A 16,193-nucleotide genomic window follows, 5' to 3' on the forward strand; every position below is an offset into this window, starting at 1 on the left:
CGGATGCAGATATTGCGCTGGTCCTGAAGCGGTCCGGCACGTCTCGCGCACCCGGGCGGACGCCGCCCCGGCCGCTTGCAAGCGTGCCGCCGGCGATCGACATGTCGTTCGAGACGCTGCCTGCGTACCAGCAGATGGTCTTGCAGCGTACCATCGGCGATCAACTCGGGCTCGAAAACCCATATTACCGGGTACATCAAGAGCGCGCGGGTGCGCAGAGTCGCATCGACGAGCGCCCTATCCTCAATTTTGCGTCGTACGATTATCTGGGCCTGAATGGCGATCCGCGGATAACCCAAGCGGTTCAGGACGCGACCGCCCGCTGGGGCACGAGCGTGTCTGCGAGCCGCATCACGGCGGGCGAGCGCGAGGCTCATCGCGAGCTCGAAGCCGAGCTCGCGGCGCTTTACGAGGCAGAGGCCGCCGTCACCTTCGTCAGCGGCCACGCCTCGGCGGTCTCCACGATCGCCGCGCTGTTGCAGCAGAATGACCTGATCCTGCACGACAGTCTGATTCACAATTGCATCGTCGCGGGCGCCCAGATGTCGGGTGCGACACGCCGGCTCTTTGGGCACAATGATCTCGACGCCCTCGAGCATCTGCTTCAGGCCGAGCGGTCCCGCTTCCAGCGCGTCCTGATCGCGACCGAGGGCCTGTTCTCGATGGACGGCGACGGTCCCGATCTTGCCCGTCTCGTCGAGATCAAGCAGCGCTATAATTGCTGGCTTCTCGTAGACGATGCCCATGGTCTGGGCGTCATGGGAGACACCGGTCGCGGCATCTTCGAGCATGCCCGGGTCGATCCGGCTGAAGTCGATATCTGGCTTGGTACCTTGTCCAAGAGCATGGTCAGCTGCGGCGGCTACGTCGCCGGAAGCAAGGCTTTGGTTGAACTTCTGAAAGCCGTCGCGCCAGGCTTTGTCTACAGCGTGGGAATGCCAGTTCCCGCCGCTGTTGCCGCGACCACCGCCCTGCGGATCATGTTGGCCGAGCCGGAGCGTGTCGCGCGCCTGCGTGCCAACGGCGTCCATCTGCTCGAGCGTGCGCGTGCCTGTGGGCTCGATACCGGCACAAGCTGGGGCTTCGCAATCACGCCCGTCATCATCGGTGATACCTTGCGTACGGTGATGCTGGCGCAGCGGCTGCTGCAGCGTGGAATCAACGCATTCCCTGTCTTGCCTCCGGGCGTACCGGATGGCACGGCGCGCCTGCGCTTTTTCGTATCGAGCGAGCATACGTTCGAGCAGATCGACACGGCTATCGACGCAACCCGCGAAGAACTCGATAAGCTGATCGCCGAAGGCTATGGCATGGACGCGCTGCCGCAATTGATGGCCGCGGCGGCGATGACGCTCCGTGCTTGAGACCGGCACGACCGCCTGAGGTTTGCTCGACATGGCCGTAAAGGACAGGACAGTCCTGCTGCTGCAGGGGCCGCCATCGTCGTTCTGGCGGGAACTCGGGGAGGGCTTCTCAACGGCGGGAGCAGCACTGCTCAAGGTCAATTTCTGCCTTGGCGATGCCGTCTATTGGGGCCGCAAGCCCGCATTGACGTACAAGGGCAACCGGAGCGACTGGCCGGGATACCTGACGGATCTCATCGAGCGTCATGGCATCACCGACATCCTCTATTTCGGTGACCGCATGCCCTACCATGCGGCGGCGGCGCAATGTGCCCAGCGCCTTGGCATCCGCTGCTACGCGGTCGAATTCGGTTATCTGCGGCCAGGCTGGATCACGCTCGAGCGTGGCGGGATGGGCGCGCACTCGCATTTTCCTGATGACGGCGATCGGTTGAGCGCCTTGGCTCGTGACCTGCCGGCTGTCGACGGCACACGCCGCTACGCTCACGCCTTTGCGGTCGAGGCCTTCAACGAGGTCGCGTTCAATCTGCTCACCAGCGTGGGCCGGCTCCATTATCGCCAGTACGACCCTGACCGCTTCTATGCGCCATGGCCCGAATACCTCAGCACGCTTTTGCGGACGCAGCGGCGTCGGCGCCACAAGGCGACGGCCGACGGGGTGTTGAGGCAAGCCGCCGATCGCGCGTGGCCCTACGCGCTCCATGCGCTGCAATTGCAAAGCGATTGGCAGATCCGGGCCAATTCGCCCTACCGCGACCAGCGCGAGGTGCTGGATCTCGTCATCGCCTCGCTTGCTCGCGATGCTCATGAGGACATGCGGCTGATCGTCAAGCTGCATCCGATGGATGTCGGGATGATCGACTGGGGCGCGGAAACATCGGCGATCGCGCGCCGCCATGGGGTCCAGGATCGTGTCCATTTCATTGACGGCGGCGATCTCGACGCCCTGATGGCGCATGCGATCGCGGTCTTCGTGGTGAATTCAACGGTCGGCCTGCATGCCTTGAGGGCAGGGCGCCCGGTCAGGACCTTTGGCGTTGCGGTCTATGACATGGCGGGGCTGACGGATCAGCGCGATCTGGCCGAGATGTGGACCTCTCCATCCCCGCCGGACCCCGCTCTGGTCGACGCCCTGGTCAGGACCTTGGCTGCAACGATCCAGTTGCGCGGGTCATTTTATGCGCGAGGCGGCCGGGGTGTGGCCGTTGGGGAGATCGTGCGGCGCGTGCTGGGCGATCTCGTGAACGAGGTGGGGGCCTTTGTCGATCCGCCTCCGCGTCTGGCCGCGGCCCGCGCCCGCGGCGTCACCTGCTGAGTTCCCGCTTCGATCAGCACCTATGACTCGATGGAATTGTCGAGAAAGTACCACTGGTCGAGGTTCGCGATGACGATCGGCTCGATGATGCCATTGAGATAGGCTACGTCGTCGGTCGATTTCTTGTCGAACTTGCCGTCCTGCGGGGGCAGGTGAAAATAGTCCGTGGCATCGACCAGGAAATTGCTTCGCTCCACCCTCCGGCAGTGCACCACGACGAGGCGGGCACCACTGTCGCGGGCGAGCCAGGCCGCGATCGAGAGATTTCCGTCTCGGTGCGGGGGGCGACCGAAGAAGGGCGCCATCGTTCGTCCGGCGCGGGCTTCGTCGCAGAAGACTGAAACGATCCCGCCCTGCTGCAGTTCGCGGCGCGCCGCGCGCAAGCCGCGCGAATCGGTGCTCAGCATCCGCAGTTCGAGCTGCTTGCGCACCTTGGTCGCGATCACCCTTTGAGCCCAGGTCTCGGGCGGTATCGCGAAGTCCGCGACCGACAGGTTCCGCGCGTGCAGCGCTGCGGCACAGACCTCCCAATTGCCGGTATGCAGGACGATCGCGATCGTCGGCGCTTCCTTGGCAACAATGGCGCCGCGCTCGAAGACGTCCGTCACCTTTATCCGGCCGGCGGCGTGCAGGCGGGGCAGGACGGCGAATTCGGCCATCATGCGCCCGATATTGTCGAGGAAGCTGTTGATGGCGATATCGGATGTCGCCTGATCCGTCCGGCCTGTCAGCCGCTCGAGGTTCTTCCGCGCATCCCTGATGATCCAGGGGCGATTGCGCGGCACGCTCCACCTGACGAACGCGCTGCCGATCCCGGAGACGACATCGATCGGCGCGAAGCGAAGCACGAAATAGAGCGCGTAGTAGACCGCATCCTGCAGGCGGGAGCGGAGCGTGTGGACGGGCGGGTTTTCAAGAAGCGGATCGATCACCGCGGCTCCACCGTCACGGGCAAGCCGGCCTTGGGGCGAAGGGTCAATCGACATACTGGCTCGACCTGTTTGTCTGGAAGGACGTGAACGCGAAAACGCTGCGCCAGCGTCGCCAGGCACAGTATGGATTCCGTCAGGCCGAAAGCGAGCCCGGCACAGATGCGCGGTCCGACCGCGAAGGGAATATAGCTGTAGGGCTTCGGACGGACTGAGCCCGAGAACCGCTCGGGCCTGAAATGGTTGGGGTCGTCCCAAAGGTCTGTTGCCCGATGCAGCAGCCATGGAATCACAAGCACCAGCGCGCCCTTTTCGACCGCGACCCCGCCAACCGTGTCGGCCTGACTTGCCTGACGCGACAGGATCGGGACGGGCGGGTAGAGCCGCAACGTTTCCTCGATGATCGCGCGCGTATAGGGCAGGGACGCGACATCGGCGACGGTCGGCGCTCGTCCGTTCAGGACGGTGTCGAGCTCACGGTGCAGGGCATCCTCCGCCCAGGGCGCGTTCGCAAGACAGTACCAGCTCCATGTCAGCAGCGATGCCGTGGTCTCATGCCCTGCCATGAAAATCGTGGCTGCCTCGTTGCGGAGCGCTTCGACATCCAGGCCCAGCGCCGGGCTCTTGGCGCGGCGCTTGACGAGAAGCGCAATCATCGATCCCTCGTCGCCACCACCCGCAAGATGACGCTCGACGATTTCGCCGATCACGCCTTGCACACGTTTTGCGCCAGCTCGCAGCGCGGGTGAGCGAAAGATCGGCCAGCCCTCGTCGTTTCCCAGGAAATAACCCAGGTTGAAGCTGTCGACGTGGCGCTGATACTGCGTGAAGCCCGCAATGACCTCGCGTGCCGCACCCGCGCCAAGTTCACGCCCGAACACGGTTCTCGCGATGATTTCGGCGGTGAGTTCCGCCATCTCCGTCAGCATGTCGAAGGTTGCGGTCTTCCCGCGTGCCGACCAGCGATCGGCCATCTCGACCGCGGCGTTCTCCATGGTTGGAGCGAAGCCTGGAAGCCTGTTCTTGTGGACGATGTCGGCGACGAGCGGGCGACGTTTCTGCCAGGTCTCGCCGTCGCTGATGAACAGGCCGTCGCCCAGCAGAACTTCCAGCGCGCGTCGCATCTGCGGGCTCTTTCGCTCGTAGATGTCATGCTTGGTCGCCATGACGTGCTTGATCGCTTCGGGCGAATTCACGATGACGATCTGGCGCTTCAGCAATCGGAAGCTGTCGACGCCGCTGCGATAATGCTGCGTCATCCAGTCGCCGATGAGATTGCGACGTGCACCGATGGCCATCCCCAGCGCGCCCAATGGAGCGACACGCGGCTGGATATGGGCCGGCACGAAGAAATCCGGGCCCTTGCGCTCGATGACCGGCTGCGGCGTGTAGAAGAGGCGCATCATCGCTGCAAAGCCGGCTGGAGCGACACTTCAGGCGCGCTCGAGGACGATGAGGTCCTGGAAAGCGTGGATGGCAGCGGGAACGTAGCGATGGACCGCAAATCTGCGGCCGAACATCGCCTCTGCTCGCGCCTGCGATACGAATGTCGTCCCGTAGCGGTAATTGTCTTGCGTCAGATGCGTGTACTGTTCGGCGAAGGCGAAGCCGTCCTGGAGCAGAACCGCTTTGGTGTGCTCGAGATGCTCGGTCGATACACCCATGAGGCGGCTGACTCTTTCCTCGGATAGGCCGCGTTCGAGCGCGCTTTCCCCATGAAGCGTCAGAAACAGCAGCGCGCCGGGCTGCGTCACGCGGTGCAGTTCGTCGATATAGAACTCGGTCGACTGCTGATCGATGTGGGTGAACACGGAGATGCTGACAACGCAGTCGAACGTCGCCGCATCGAATGGCAAGGCTTCCGCCGGCTTCGTGGCGATGGCCTCGATCCAAGGCAGCTTGTCGCTGACCCAGGCGACGTTCGCGTGGTCGATATCGACGCCGACATAGCGCCCGGAAAAGCCCTTGAAATACCGGCCCACACGGCCGACACCCACGCCGAAGTCGAGCACGGCCTTGCGCTCATTGAGCGGGGACGGGCTGGCGGCGGCAAGCGCGCGGAGGATATCGGCGCCATGCTGCGCGAAGTCGCGATGCAGCTTGAGCCCGGTCGTATGATACATCAATTCGTCGGGCGGAAACGGCGCCGCATGATCTGCGGCCCGGGCGCTGTTCAACGCCTCCGTCAAGTTGAAGCGTATCCATTCGGGAAGCGACCCTGACATGCCCGCGATCCCCGCCGCAGGCGGCGCTCCGGCATGAGTGTCGAACAGGCGCGCGATCTCGCTGTTCTGATCCGCTCTGGGAGAGGCAACATAGATCGTGTCCAGAGCGGCGATCTCGCCTCGCTCGATCAGGTCGCTCTCAGTCAGATACAGCGCCCGCAGCAGAGCGCGGCCTTCGGGGTCGTCGTTCATTTCCGGCGCGATGCAACCGGCGGCAAAGAGCGGAGCCAGAAGCGAGCCGCCACGGCTCACTGCGCTCTCCACCGAGAACCGGCTCCTCAAAGCTCCTTCATAAGTACGGCCAAGCTCCATCGCTGTCGATCGCGGGGTGCCCTTCCTGAACCGCGCCTCTGATCGCCATCGGCTCGGGACCTGTTGAAGGAGCGAATCGACGAGGTTGGTGGGAACGCCCAATTCTGTTTCCGCTGGCTTCGTCGCATGCAGCCAGAGGACACCGTGCTCTGCCAGCCGATCGTTCAGCCACGAGAACATGCCTTCGAAGTCGACGCAGGGATATCGAGGCAAAACGACCAGTGCTGCATCGAACCGGAAATCCTCAGAGGGCAGAAGCGCTGCGACGGTGTCGTGAAACGGACGGTCCGGCATCAGGATGCAGGTGACGATTGCGTCGTTCGAGACAATGTTCTGAGCGGTCAACGAGTCCGTGATCTTCGCCGCCTCCGCTCCCGTCGCGGCCATAACGAGGCAGCGCTGGATCGATCCCCGAGCCAGACATGCCTGTGCCGCAGGGTGGCGCTCCGGCGAGCCGGTCAGACGTTCGTTGATCGCCGCGTCGATCGCGCTCAGCGAGTCCCATGATGGGGGCGGCGGCGCCTCGGTAACGGGAGGGGGCCTGTTGAACGACGCGCCCAGGAGGCTTTCCTTCGCGCGTGTCACCCAGTTCATTCAATCACTCCTGTTGGATTGCTGCATAGACAGCGGCGCGATGCCGGGCAAGCGACAACTCGACAGTGAACTGTTGGGTGCGCGAATGACGCACCGGTGATCGACGGTCTGCGGGGCTATATTCAGGGTCTGCCAAACCGGATCGAGTCGGCCGGTGAGCTTTAGCGCCAATGCCAGAGTATCGGGCGCGCAAACCTATCGTTGCTCCCTGCAAAGCAGCCGCGTGAGACGCGCGAGCGTGGTCAATTGCTTGCCATTTTCCGATAGCGTCGCGCGACATAGGAAACGCTCCCGTCAGCAAGGCCCCGGTAAAGGATCGACCCCTTCGCGCCGGAGAATTCGGTCATGAACCTCCGCATCAGGCGTGATCTGTCGATGCGCGCGCGTTTGCGGTCTTCGGCGGCATTGAGCGCCGCGACGACGCCTCCCGACAGGTCCCGCCGAGCCGCCAGTTCCAATCCAGGCGCCGCGAGTTGTCGGTCGAGTTCGTCGACCTTGGCGTGGGATCGCATATCCGCAAAAGTGAACCAGCCACCTGGAGCCAGTACCCGCGCCACTTCGCGCGCGAAAGCGGGTACATCGGCGTAGCAATGCGAGGATTCGATGTTCACGACGATATCGACGGAACCGTCGGCGAAAGGCAGCTTCTCGGCATCGCCAGCCTCGAAGGAGAGTCCCTCGGTGTCGCTGTTCAATCGCCGGGCCAGCCTGACAGTGCCAGGCGAATAGTCGAGGCCCACGACGGTCGTTGGCCCAAAGTACCGGGCGATGTAGCGAGAGCCGCCCCCGCGCCCGGAGCCGATCTCGAGAATGCGCGCTCCGGCTATCGGCAGGCCATCGACCGCCTGATGGTAAAGGCCGATGAAGACGCGCTCGTCCTCGTCCTCGCTTCGTAGCGGAAACGGCGCGCCCTCCGGCAGGAAGCCGTAGTTCATGAAGCGCCAGTCATCGTCGCGCCAGGCGCGCGAGAGCATGTTGTAGACACCGCGCCACACCCATTTCCGCGTCCGCGGAAACGCTCCGCGATCGATGGCTGCGAGAATGCGGGAGAAGATGCGGCTGGCCATCGACCTGTCTGCTCAGTGGGCCGTCGACAGGTCGCGTGCAAGCCAGTCGCGCCCCTTGCGCACCAGTTCGCCGTCATCGCTGTTACGCGGGTCGAAGCCCGGCAGATAATATCGCATCAAGGGCCAGAAGCAGCGCCTCCAGAAGCCCGGAGAGACGAAGACCACCCAGAAGAAGCGGCCCCAGAAGCGAAACCCCGTCTTGATCCCGTCGGTGCGCATATAAATCGGCACGTTTCTCAAGAACAGGATCAGGAACGGGAAAATGGTGGCATTCATGGCTGCTACCCGAAGAAAGTAGCGCTTCCATCCCGGGAGGTCCGGCGTCACCGCATGGAGCACATCGAGCGCGACGGCCTTGTGTTCCAGTTCCTCGAGGGCATGCCACATCCAGAGCCGTCGATAGGCCGGCGCAGCATGTTCGATCAGGGCCGGATCGCGAAGCGTCATGCTCGAGAACGTTGCGGTGAGGTGCTCGATGGCACAGGTCACTGCCAGCCGATGAAGAGGGTTCTTGATGCGGCCCATCGCGAAGCGGATCGGGGCTTCCATTTTCTCGACGTCATAGCCGAGCGACGCCATAGCCCGATTGTAGTCCTCATGCTCGCGCGTATGGAATGCTTCCTGGACTGCATAGCCGTTGATCTCAGCCGCGAGTTCGCGATCGGTCAGCTTCGCCGCATAGTGCTTGAGCGACCGAATAAAGAAGCGCTCTCCCTCCGGGAGGAAGATCGAAAGCCCGTCCACGATGATCGTCTTGATGGCATCGCCGCCGAACCAATGTCGTGTCGCATTGCCGGGAATATCGAAACGGATGTCGCGCGGGATGATGGTGGCTTCTGGCGCTTCATCCACAGATGCCGTCTTATCGTAGCCGCTCGGCCCGGTCATATTCGTAATCCAGTCGGCTGAATTCGTAGGCTCCTGATGAAGGAGCAGTTTGACAAAATTGCTCGAACAACCTTAGCGCTTGTCGAGCCGGAGACCAGTCAATGGGACGTTCGAGCTCAGGGTTCAAGTGCTGCGCAGACATCGCATGATGAACAGGTGGATAAGAAGTCTGCTAGCTTGTGCGGGTGGCCTTCTGGTACCCTTTGCCGCCGCTTCCATGCCTCTCCGTTTCATGCACGGGACATGGCAGGGCAGCAGCCAGGTTATCCTGCTCGATCTCGATCGCATGCAGGCCAACCTCGATCCCGCGAAGCCATTTCAGCGAGACGCGCTGATCATCCGCAACATCACCGAGAAGATGGTTGTCTTCTCGGTGGCAGGGCGTCAGTTCATCGGGGCCTTTACGGGAAATGAACTCGCGCTAACCGGAGACGGCCTGCCGGGTACAATCAGGCTGGAACGCCGCTGATGCATTGCCAAGGCAAGGTTTGAGAGACTATTCGGCTCGACGTCAGGCGCCATCTGTCGATGGCCGGCCATTTTTGCCGTCGATATGATCCATTGCAGAGCAATTGGGGGATCGGGTTGGGTCAAGCTTGGCAGGATATTTCGGTCGTCGGGCGTTCGAGGCGGTACAGCTGCGAAGCCTGAGCTGCGCGACATCTTCTCTCATCCGTTAACGATCGGTCCTCGTCACACGGCAGTGCGATCAAGGCTTGCTGTAGGACCTGCGAAAGGGGGGTGAAAGCCTCGTCCCTATTTCGGGGGAGCCCAGTCCTCGGGAAATGCAGACAGTGGAAGCCATAGAATGGGTTCGACGGCCTGAAGGGCGCTTGCCCCTGCAATTACGTAGCCCTTGGCCAAACTCGACCATCTTGCTTTGACGACGCCTTCTGAGCTGTAGGACCAGAATACCTTGCCATTGCGCGGAGCCGAAAGCCCCTGCTGCCACCCGGCGCCGAGCATTCGACGTTGCGCCAGGGACAGGTGCTCTGACTGCATGAAATGAGATTTCAGAGCACGCTCTACGTCCTTGGCTCGATCCCCGCTCGGAAGGTTCCCGTTCCGCGGCTTGATCTGAGCTGCCGCCAGCGCCGATACCAAATAGGATTCTACGGCATCGAGCGCGCCTGCATCCTTCAGCACCGCATAGATGAGCCCGAAGACCATGGTTCGTCAGTTCATCCAGAGTTTCGTTGGAGTGGGGGCCGGGGTAACGGAGCGCGACGCCAAGCCCTCAGTGCCCTTCAGCAATTTCCCGACGGAAGCTCAAGCAACTCCGCGCGCCCGAACACGCACGCCGTTCCTCGCAGGAGACTGAAGAGGGGATATGGCGTTTTGACGACAGCATGAGCCCCGCGATTAAGTTCATGCGGATGGTCTGCGAGCGACGCCCTCGCGGCTGATGATTGCGCGGGCAAGGACTGCACGGGCGGACTCCGGGCTATTCGCAGCAGGATCCACTACGTCGTCCCGCCATGGCGAAGGCCGTTCCGTCATTCACGAATAGGAGGCGGTCAACCGTTCACCCTGCATGTTGGCCGTCAACGGCATGGGTAGCATGAGCGGCTTCGTTCTCGGGTTGTTTCCTAGCAAGTGGCTGACATGACGTCAGAAACTGACCATTGCGTGCCCCCCGTAGTCGCTGGGCGCTACGCGGTTAGCGTCTGTTATATTTTAGGTCCTTGGCGAATGACGTTGGACCTTGAGCTCAATTTCAAACGGACTCTGGCGGCCGGGGCGCTCTTCGTCAGCGAAAGAGGTTCGGGGGCAGCGGCGGCTCATGATTGAGCAGCGTGATCGTCACCCGTCGGTTCGGCGCGAGGTAGGGATTATCGATGAAGGCCGGCTCGGTGTCAGCGCGTCCCACCACGGAGGTGAAGCGGTCGTTAGGGAACCCGGCACCCCACAGGATCTCGCGCACGGCGAGCGCGCGCCCGGTGGTAAGTCTCCAGGGATCCACGCCCGCCACCGAGCCTGGGCGCGCGGTGGCCGTGTGGCCGGTAACAGACAACTGGTTGGGCAGCCGGCGGAGGGTGGGCGCCAGCGCCTCCAACACGGTACGGGTGCGTGCGTAGGGGTCTACCGAGCCCTCGCGGAACATGGATCGGCCGTCCTCGTCGACGAGGGAAACGTTCAAGCCCTCCTTGGTCGGCTCGATGACAATGTTGCGCGACAGTTCTGCAACTTCTGGCAGCTTTTGGAGCGCCTGCCGAATGCTGGCTATGGCGCTGTAGTTGGCCTGCACGCTGGCGGCCGTGGAACTGACGTCGCCGTCGCGGCCCGAGTTGGTCCCGCGCGCTCTGTCTTCCTGCTTGACGGTGCCCACCGCCGCGACGCGGGGCGCCAGCGGCTTGTTGCCTGAATTGTCCAGGGCGGTGCCCATCAGGAGGCCGCCGGCGCCGCTGGTTGTCGGGCTGAGGGATGCCGGGGCGAAGTATTCCGCCAAACCGATCTTCTGCTCCTGAGTCGTCATGCTGATCAGCCACATCAGCAGAAAGAATGCCATCATGGCGGTCACGAAGTCCGCATACGCGATCTTCCAGGCCCCGCCGTGGTGCGCATGGGCGGCCTTCTTGACCTTCTTGATGATGATCGGCTGGATGGGCTGGGTCATCGGGTCCCTACTGGAGGTTGGGTCAGATCTAGGCGGGCAGATCGGCGGTTGCCGCTTCGACCTCGTCGAAGGTCGGGCGCACGTCGCTCATCAGAGCCTTGCGGGCAAATTCTACCGCCATCACCGGCGGCTGGCCGCTGATATGGGCCAGGAGACCCGCCTTGAGTGAAACGTAGTATTTGGATTCCGCCTCAAAGAGGCTCCTGAGCGACTGCGCCATGGGTCCGAAGAAACCGTAGGCGACAAAAACGCCGAAGAAGGTCCCTACGAGCGCGCCGCCGATGAGATGTCCCAGCACCTCCGGCGGCTCTTTGATCGCCCCCATCGTCTTGATCACGCCAAGCACGGCGGCGACGATGCCGAGCGCCGGTGTTCCGTCGGCGAGCGACTGCATGGCCGAAACGATACGCTCCTGCTCCTGGTGGTGCGTCTCCAGTTCCTGGTCCATGAGAGCGTCTATTTCGTGGACGTTGTTAGCGCCCAGCGTCACCATGCGCATGTAGTCGCAGACGAACTCGACCGCATGATGGTTCGCGGCAAAGGTCGGGAAGGCGTTGAACAGCGTCGACTCGCTCGGATTTTCAATGTGCTGCTCGAGTGCGAGCAGGCCCTTCTGCCTCACGAGCTTGTACAAGGAATACTGCATCCCCAGCAGTTCGACATAGCATTCCTGCTTGTACTTGGGGCCCTTCACGAGCGTACCGAGCATGGCAGGCACGGCCTTGAGCACAGGCCCGGTGTTGCCGATGATGAAGGCACCGATCGCAGCACCGAGGATGATGACAAATTCGTACGGCTGCCAAAGGACTTCGAGGTGGCCACCCATGGCCGCGTAGCTGCCGAAGACGCAGACGAATACGATGATTGTGCCGACGATTAGCCGCATGTCTGCCACCCTTGCGCCGCTAGGGTACAGCCCGCGCGAAGCCACTCCTGGTCGGACAAAATACCGATTGAGGTTAATGGCGAGTTAAGAGCCATCGGGGCCGGCGGATTCTAAGCTTCCTCGGCCGGCCATGGCCTTGAGGCTCGGGGCGGCAGCGTGGGCCCAGCGAAGGAAATCGGCGCGCAATGAGCCTCCGCCAATCCCGCTGATCGGCGTCCAAGATGGGACCGTTTCACCGCGTTATCGAGCTATGCCGCGATGCTGTGGCGCGGCCGGGCTGAGGATGACGCGGGTGGAGACGATCGGCCGCGGCGGCCGCAACTATCCGAAGCCTTCCGTCCGAGAGATCGCGCGCCGTCTCCGCAACGCGTTACCGAACAAACACCGATTCCCCGTGTCAGCAACGTGCCGAGACAGATGTATCTGGCGGCAATGTCCAGCATCTGATGCATTGGAGGCTATCAAGGATAGCCCCGAAAACCACAGCTATTTTAAGGGGATGGGCTGGTGCTGCGAGAGAGGATTGAACTCTCGACCTCTCCATTACCAATGGAGTGCTCTACCACTGAGCTACCGCAGCAGGATCGATCGGCCTTGGTGCCTCCGCTGTTCGCCAGTGGCGAAGGTCGGGGGCGGCGTCGTCGTTCCGAAGCGGCGTCCTGATGCCACAAGCCCGGGGTCGACGCAACCCGCCAAACGCAACTCTTCGCGCTCTCCTCGAATTTCTATGTCAGTCGGGCAGCAGCAGCCGCTCTGCGATGCGGAATAGCCGGCCGTCCCCCAACATATGCGCGGTCAATCCCGCGCGAAAAAGCGGCCGAAAGGCGCCGTCACGCAGATTGAGCCCGCCGGCATAGGCGCCCATCGCCGGCATGATGCAACGCTGTGGAGAAAGTGCAAAGCAGCGCCGGCGCAGCGCCCGCCCGCGCATCCTCACCTTCCCGGCCGGGTGAAGGTGCCCGGCGATTTCGAAACCCGCAGCGTGGGCCATGGGTTCATGGCGCAGGACAACACCGGCGATCTCAACGGTCGCGACGGTCTCGCCCCCCATCTGCGAGCTGATCTCGGGATCATGGTTGCCCGTCACCCAGAACCAGTCGCGGCTCGCCTGGAGCGAGCGCAGGATCGCCAGGCTGTCCGCCGCGATCCGCGTTTCCGCGGCGCGATCGTGAAAGCTGTCGCCGAGTGCTATCACGCGCGCCGGCGCGAGGCGCAGGATCACTGCCGTCAGCGCCGCCAGGGTCGCGGCCGAGTCGTAAGGGGGCAGGAAGATGCCGCGCGCCGCAAAGCTCGAGCCCTTTTCGAGATGCAGATCGGCGACGACGAGGGTGCGCTCGTCGGGCAGCCAGAGCGCTCCAGAGAGATCGGGTATCAAAGCCAGCCGGCCGAGCATGAAGGCGTCGCCTACGGGGGCAAGTCCGTTCGCCGCAATCGTCACGCCATCGCCTCTTCGATCAACATCGCTTCCGCTTCCGCCAAAATTTCGTCCGCCGCCTCGCCATAGACGGCCTCGCGCCCGATCTCGAGCATCACCGAGACACCGAGCGGCGACACATGGTCGAGCGGCTGATGCACGATGTGGCCGCTGATTCGTGTCAGCATCTGACCAAGACGCCAGATATCGAGCAATCCTGTGGCAGCGTCAGCACGTGCAGCCTTGAGCAGGACATGGTCGGGCTCGTGCCGGCGCAGCACGTCGTAGACGAGGTCGGTCGACATGGTGACCTGCCGCCCGCTCTTCTCCTGGCCGGGAAAGCGCCGCTCGATTAGCCCCGCGATGATGGCGCAGGCGCGGAAGGTGCGCTTCATCAAGGCCGATTCCGCGAGCCAGGCCTCGAGATCGTCGCCCAGCATGTCCTGCGCGAAGAGATCGTCGAGGCTCAAGGCGCCCCGCGCGATCGCCGCCGACATGTCGCCGAGCCCCCAGGCGGCGATGCCGTAATCGTTGCAGACGAAGCCCAGCGGCCGCATTTTCGCGCGCTCCAGCCTGCGCGTCAGCAGCATGCCGAGCGTCTGGTGGGCGAGGCGGCCCTCGAATGGGTAGGCGACGAGATAGAAGCGCCCGCCGCGCGGAAAGGTCTCGACGAGCAGTTCGCCTTGCCGGGGCAGCCGCGATTTGAGCCGCTGCGCGTGCAGCCAGGAGGAGACTTCCTCGGGCAGGCTGTCCCATTCCTCGGGATGTGCCAGCAGGCCGCGCACGCGCTCGGCCAGGAAGGTCGAGAGAGGAAAGCGGCCGCCGGCGTAGGAGGGAATTTTGGGATCGGTGCCCGGAGAGGCGCGCGAGCAGATCGCCTCGTTCCCGGTGATGCCCTCGAACCGCAGCACTTCGCCCGCGAAGATGAAGGTGTCGCCCGGCGTCAGCGTCTCGGCGAAATACTCCTCAACCTCGCCCAGCACGCGCCCGCCACGGGTTATCATCGAGGGCTGGCCGGGCTTTCCGGCACGCGCCCGGCCGAGCCGGACCTTGAGCATGGTCGATTCGACGATGGTGCCGACATTCATGCGATATTGCTGGATCACGCGCGCATTGCTGGCGCGCCAATGGCCGGCCTTGTCCTGCCGCAGCTTCGCGAAGCGCTCATAGCTGCGCAGGGCGTAGCCGCCGGTCGCAACGAAATTCACGACAGCGTCGAAATCCTCGCGGGTGAGGCCGGCATAGGGAGAGGCGGTGCGCACCTCTTCATAGAACGCGTCGGCATCGAACCCGTCGGAGCAGGCGATTCCCAGCACATGCTGGGCGAGTACGTCGAGTGCGCCGATGCGGGCGTCGGCGGTGTCCTGCGCAGCCTCCGCCACGGCTTCCAGCGCAGCGCGGCACTCCAGCAACTCGAAATGGTTCGAGGGCACCAGCAGCGCCTGCGAGGGCTCGTCCATGCGGTGGTTGGAGCGGCCGATGCGCTGCATCAGCCGGCTGGCGCCCTTGGGTGCGCCGATATTCACGACGAGGTCGACATCGCCCCAGTCGATGCCGAGATCGAGCGTGGCGGTGCAGACGACTGCCCTGAGCTTGCCAGAGGCCATGGCGGCCTCGACCTTGCGGCGCTGGCTGGCATCGAGCGAGCCGTGATGCAGCGCGATCGGCAGGTTGTCGTCATTGATCCGCCACAGCGCCTGGAAGGCGAATTCCGCCTGCATGCGCGTGTTGACGAAGACCAGCGTCAGCTTGTGGGAGCCGATTGCCTTGTAGATGTCGGCCATCGCGTGGCCGGTGGTATGCCCCGCCAGCGGCAGGCGGGTGGCGCTTGGCAGGATGTTGATGCGCGGGTTCGCTCCGCCGGTGACGGTGACCAGCCCGGCCGGCGTCTCGGCGCCGCCCAGGAAGCGCTGCAGGTCAGCAGGCTCGCGCACCGTGGCAGACAGGCCGACCGCGCTGAGACCGGGCGCCAACGTGCGCAGCCGGGCGAGCCCGAGCGAGAGCAGGTCGCCGCGCTTGGAGGTCACCAGCGCGTGCAACTCGTCGAGCACGACATGACGGAGGTTCTCGAAGAACGGTTTTGCGTCGCGATGCGAGACCAGCAGCGCCAGCTGCTCCGGCGTCGTCAGCATGATGTCGGGCGGCTTTGCGATCTGGCGCGTGCGCTTGGCGGCGGAGGTGTCGCCCGTGCGGGTCTCGACCTTGATCGACAGCCCCATCTCGGCGATCGGAATTTCGAGATTACGGGCGATATCGACCGCGAGCGCCTTCAGGGGCGAGATATAGAGCGTGTGCAGGCCCTGGCGTTCATCCGCCTGCTGGGTCAACTCGACCAACGCGGGCAGGAAGCCGGCAAGCGTCTTGCCGGCGCCCGTCGGCGCGACGAGAAGCGTCGAGCGCCCTGCGCGCGCCTCCTCGAGAAGCGCGAGCTGATGCGGCCGTGCGCTCCAGCCACGGCTCGCGAACCAGCGCTCGAAGGCAGGCGGGAGGGAAGGCGGCGCGCTCATGCCGCTTGAAGATAGGGCGCGCCGCCCTAGAACGAAAGGGGAATAGACCCATTGGTCGCTGGGCTTCGCGCGTGG

Annotated in this window: 13 protein-coding genes and 1 tRNA gene; 3 read left to right on the top strand and 11 right to left on the bottom strand. The window is 63.7% G+C overall.

Annotated features, from left to right (window positions below; translation table 11 throughout):
* The first annotated feature begins 101 nt into the window (after positions 1-101).
* Together AC1D2L_RS14590 and AC1D2L_RS14595 are read left to right on the top strand one after the other, a co-directional pair.
* On the top strand, positions 102-1,364 hold the full coding sequence (locus tag AC1D2L_RS14590; protein WP_476846606.1) for an aminotransferase class I/II-fold pyridoxal phosphate-dependent enzyme: 1,263 nt from the start codon (positions 102-104) through the stop codon (positions 1,362-1,364).
* A 31-nt stretch (positions 1,365-1,395) separates the two neighbouring features.
* A complete protein-coding gene (locus tag AC1D2L_RS14595) occupies positions 1,396-2,679 on the top strand; it encodes a capsule biosynthesis protein (RefSeq protein ID WP_476846607.1) in 1,284 nt (427 codons plus the stop codon).
* Positions 2,680-2,699: 20 nt separating this feature from the next.
* On the opposite strand, the gene AC1D2L_RS14600 is transcribed toward AC1D2L_RS14595, so the two are convergent.
* The 5 genes from AC1D2L_RS14600 to AC1D2L_RS14620 form a co-directional block, all read right to left on the bottom strand.
* Entirely contained in the window at positions 2,700-3,611 is a 912-nt protein-coding gene (locus AC1D2L_RS14600; RefSeq protein ID WP_476846608.1) for a lysophospholipid acyltransferase family protein, read from the bottom strand.
* The gene (locus tag AC1D2L_RS14605; protein ID WP_476846609.1) at positions 3,608-5,014 is read right to left on the bottom strand and encodes a cytochrome P450; all 1,407 of its coding nucleotides are present in this window, start codon (positions 5,012-5,014) and stop codon (positions 3,608-3,610) included. Before AC1D2L_RS14605 ends, AC1D2L_RS14600 begins: the two co-directional genes overlap by 4 nt.
* Before the next feature lie 27 nt (positions 5,015-5,041).
* Positions 5,042-6,739: a class I SAM-dependent methyltransferase gene (locus tag AC1D2L_RS14610; RefSeq protein ID WP_476846610.1), complete on the bottom strand. Its 1,698-nt coding sequence runs from the start codon at positions 6,737-6,739 to the stop codon at positions 5,042-5,044.
* A gap of 242 nt (positions 6,740-6,981) precedes the next feature.
* Positions 6,982-7,806 (bottom strand): class I SAM-dependent methyltransferase, encoded by an 825-nt coding sequence (locus AC1D2L_RS14615; protein WP_476846611.1) that lies wholly within the window; start codon positions 7,804-7,806, stop codon positions 6,982-6,984.
* A gap of 12 nt (positions 7,807-7,818) precedes the next feature.
* A complete protein-coding gene (locus tag AC1D2L_RS14620) occupies positions 7,819-8,694 on the bottom strand; it encodes a metal-dependent hydrolase (protein WP_476846612.1) in 876 nt (291 codons plus the stop codon).
* Between the two features lie 145 nt (positions 8,695-8,839).
* Between AC1D2L_RS14620 and AC1D2L_RS14625 the strand changes: the two genes are divergently transcribed.
* Positions 8,840-9,163: a hypothetical protein gene (locus AC1D2L_RS14625; protein ID WP_476846613.1), complete on the top strand. Its 324-nt coding sequence runs from the start codon at positions 8,840-8,842 to the stop codon at positions 9,161-9,163.
* A 287-nt stretch (positions 9,164-9,450) separates the two neighbouring features.
* Here AC1D2L_RS14625 and AC1D2L_RS14630 read toward each other — a convergent pair whose 3' ends face one another.
* The 6 genes from AC1D2L_RS14630 to AC1D2L_RS14655 all read right to left on the bottom strand — a co-directional run bounded on the left by AC1D2L_RS14630 (position 9,451) and on the right by AC1D2L_RS14655 (position 16,118).
* On the bottom strand, positions 9,451-9,864 hold the full coding sequence (locus tag AC1D2L_RS14630) for a hypothetical protein (protein ID WP_476846614.1): 414 nt from the start codon (positions 9,862-9,864) through the stop codon (positions 9,451-9,453).
* Between the two features lie 580 nt (positions 9,865-10,444).
* The gene (locus AC1D2L_RS14635; protein ID WP_476846615.1) at positions 10,445-11,311 is read right to left on the bottom strand and encodes a flagellar motor protein MotB; all 867 of its coding nucleotides are present in this window, start codon (positions 11,309-11,311) and stop codon (positions 10,445-10,447) included.
* 28 nt (positions 11,312-11,339) lie between these two features.
* The gene (gene motA, locus AC1D2L_RS14640) at positions 11,340-12,197 is read right to left on the bottom strand and encodes a flagellar motor stator protein MotA (RefSeq protein ID WP_476846616.1); all 858 of its coding nucleotides are present in this window, start codon (positions 12,195-12,197) and stop codon (positions 11,340-11,342) included.
* A 505-nt stretch (positions 12,198-12,702) separates the two neighbouring features.
* Positions 12,703-12,777: transfer RNA gene (locus AC1D2L_RS14645), tRNA-Thr, on the bottom strand.
* A gap of 150 nt (positions 12,778-12,927) precedes the next feature.
* On the bottom strand, positions 12,928-13,590 hold the full coding sequence (pdeM, locus tag AC1D2L_RS14650; protein ID WP_476846617.1) for a ligase-associated DNA damage response endonuclease PdeM: 663 nt from the start codon (positions 13,588-13,590) through the stop codon (positions 12,928-12,930).
* A gap of 41 nt (positions 13,591-13,631) precedes the next feature.
* A complete protein-coding gene (locus AC1D2L_RS14655) occupies positions 13,632-16,118 on the bottom strand; it encodes a ligase-associated DNA damage response DEXH box helicase (protein WP_476846618.1) in 2,487 nt (828 codons plus the stop codon).
* Between the last annotated feature and the right edge of the window lie 75 nt (positions 16,119-16,193).

This window comes from Allobosea sp. P1_B10 (assembly GCF_056406735.1).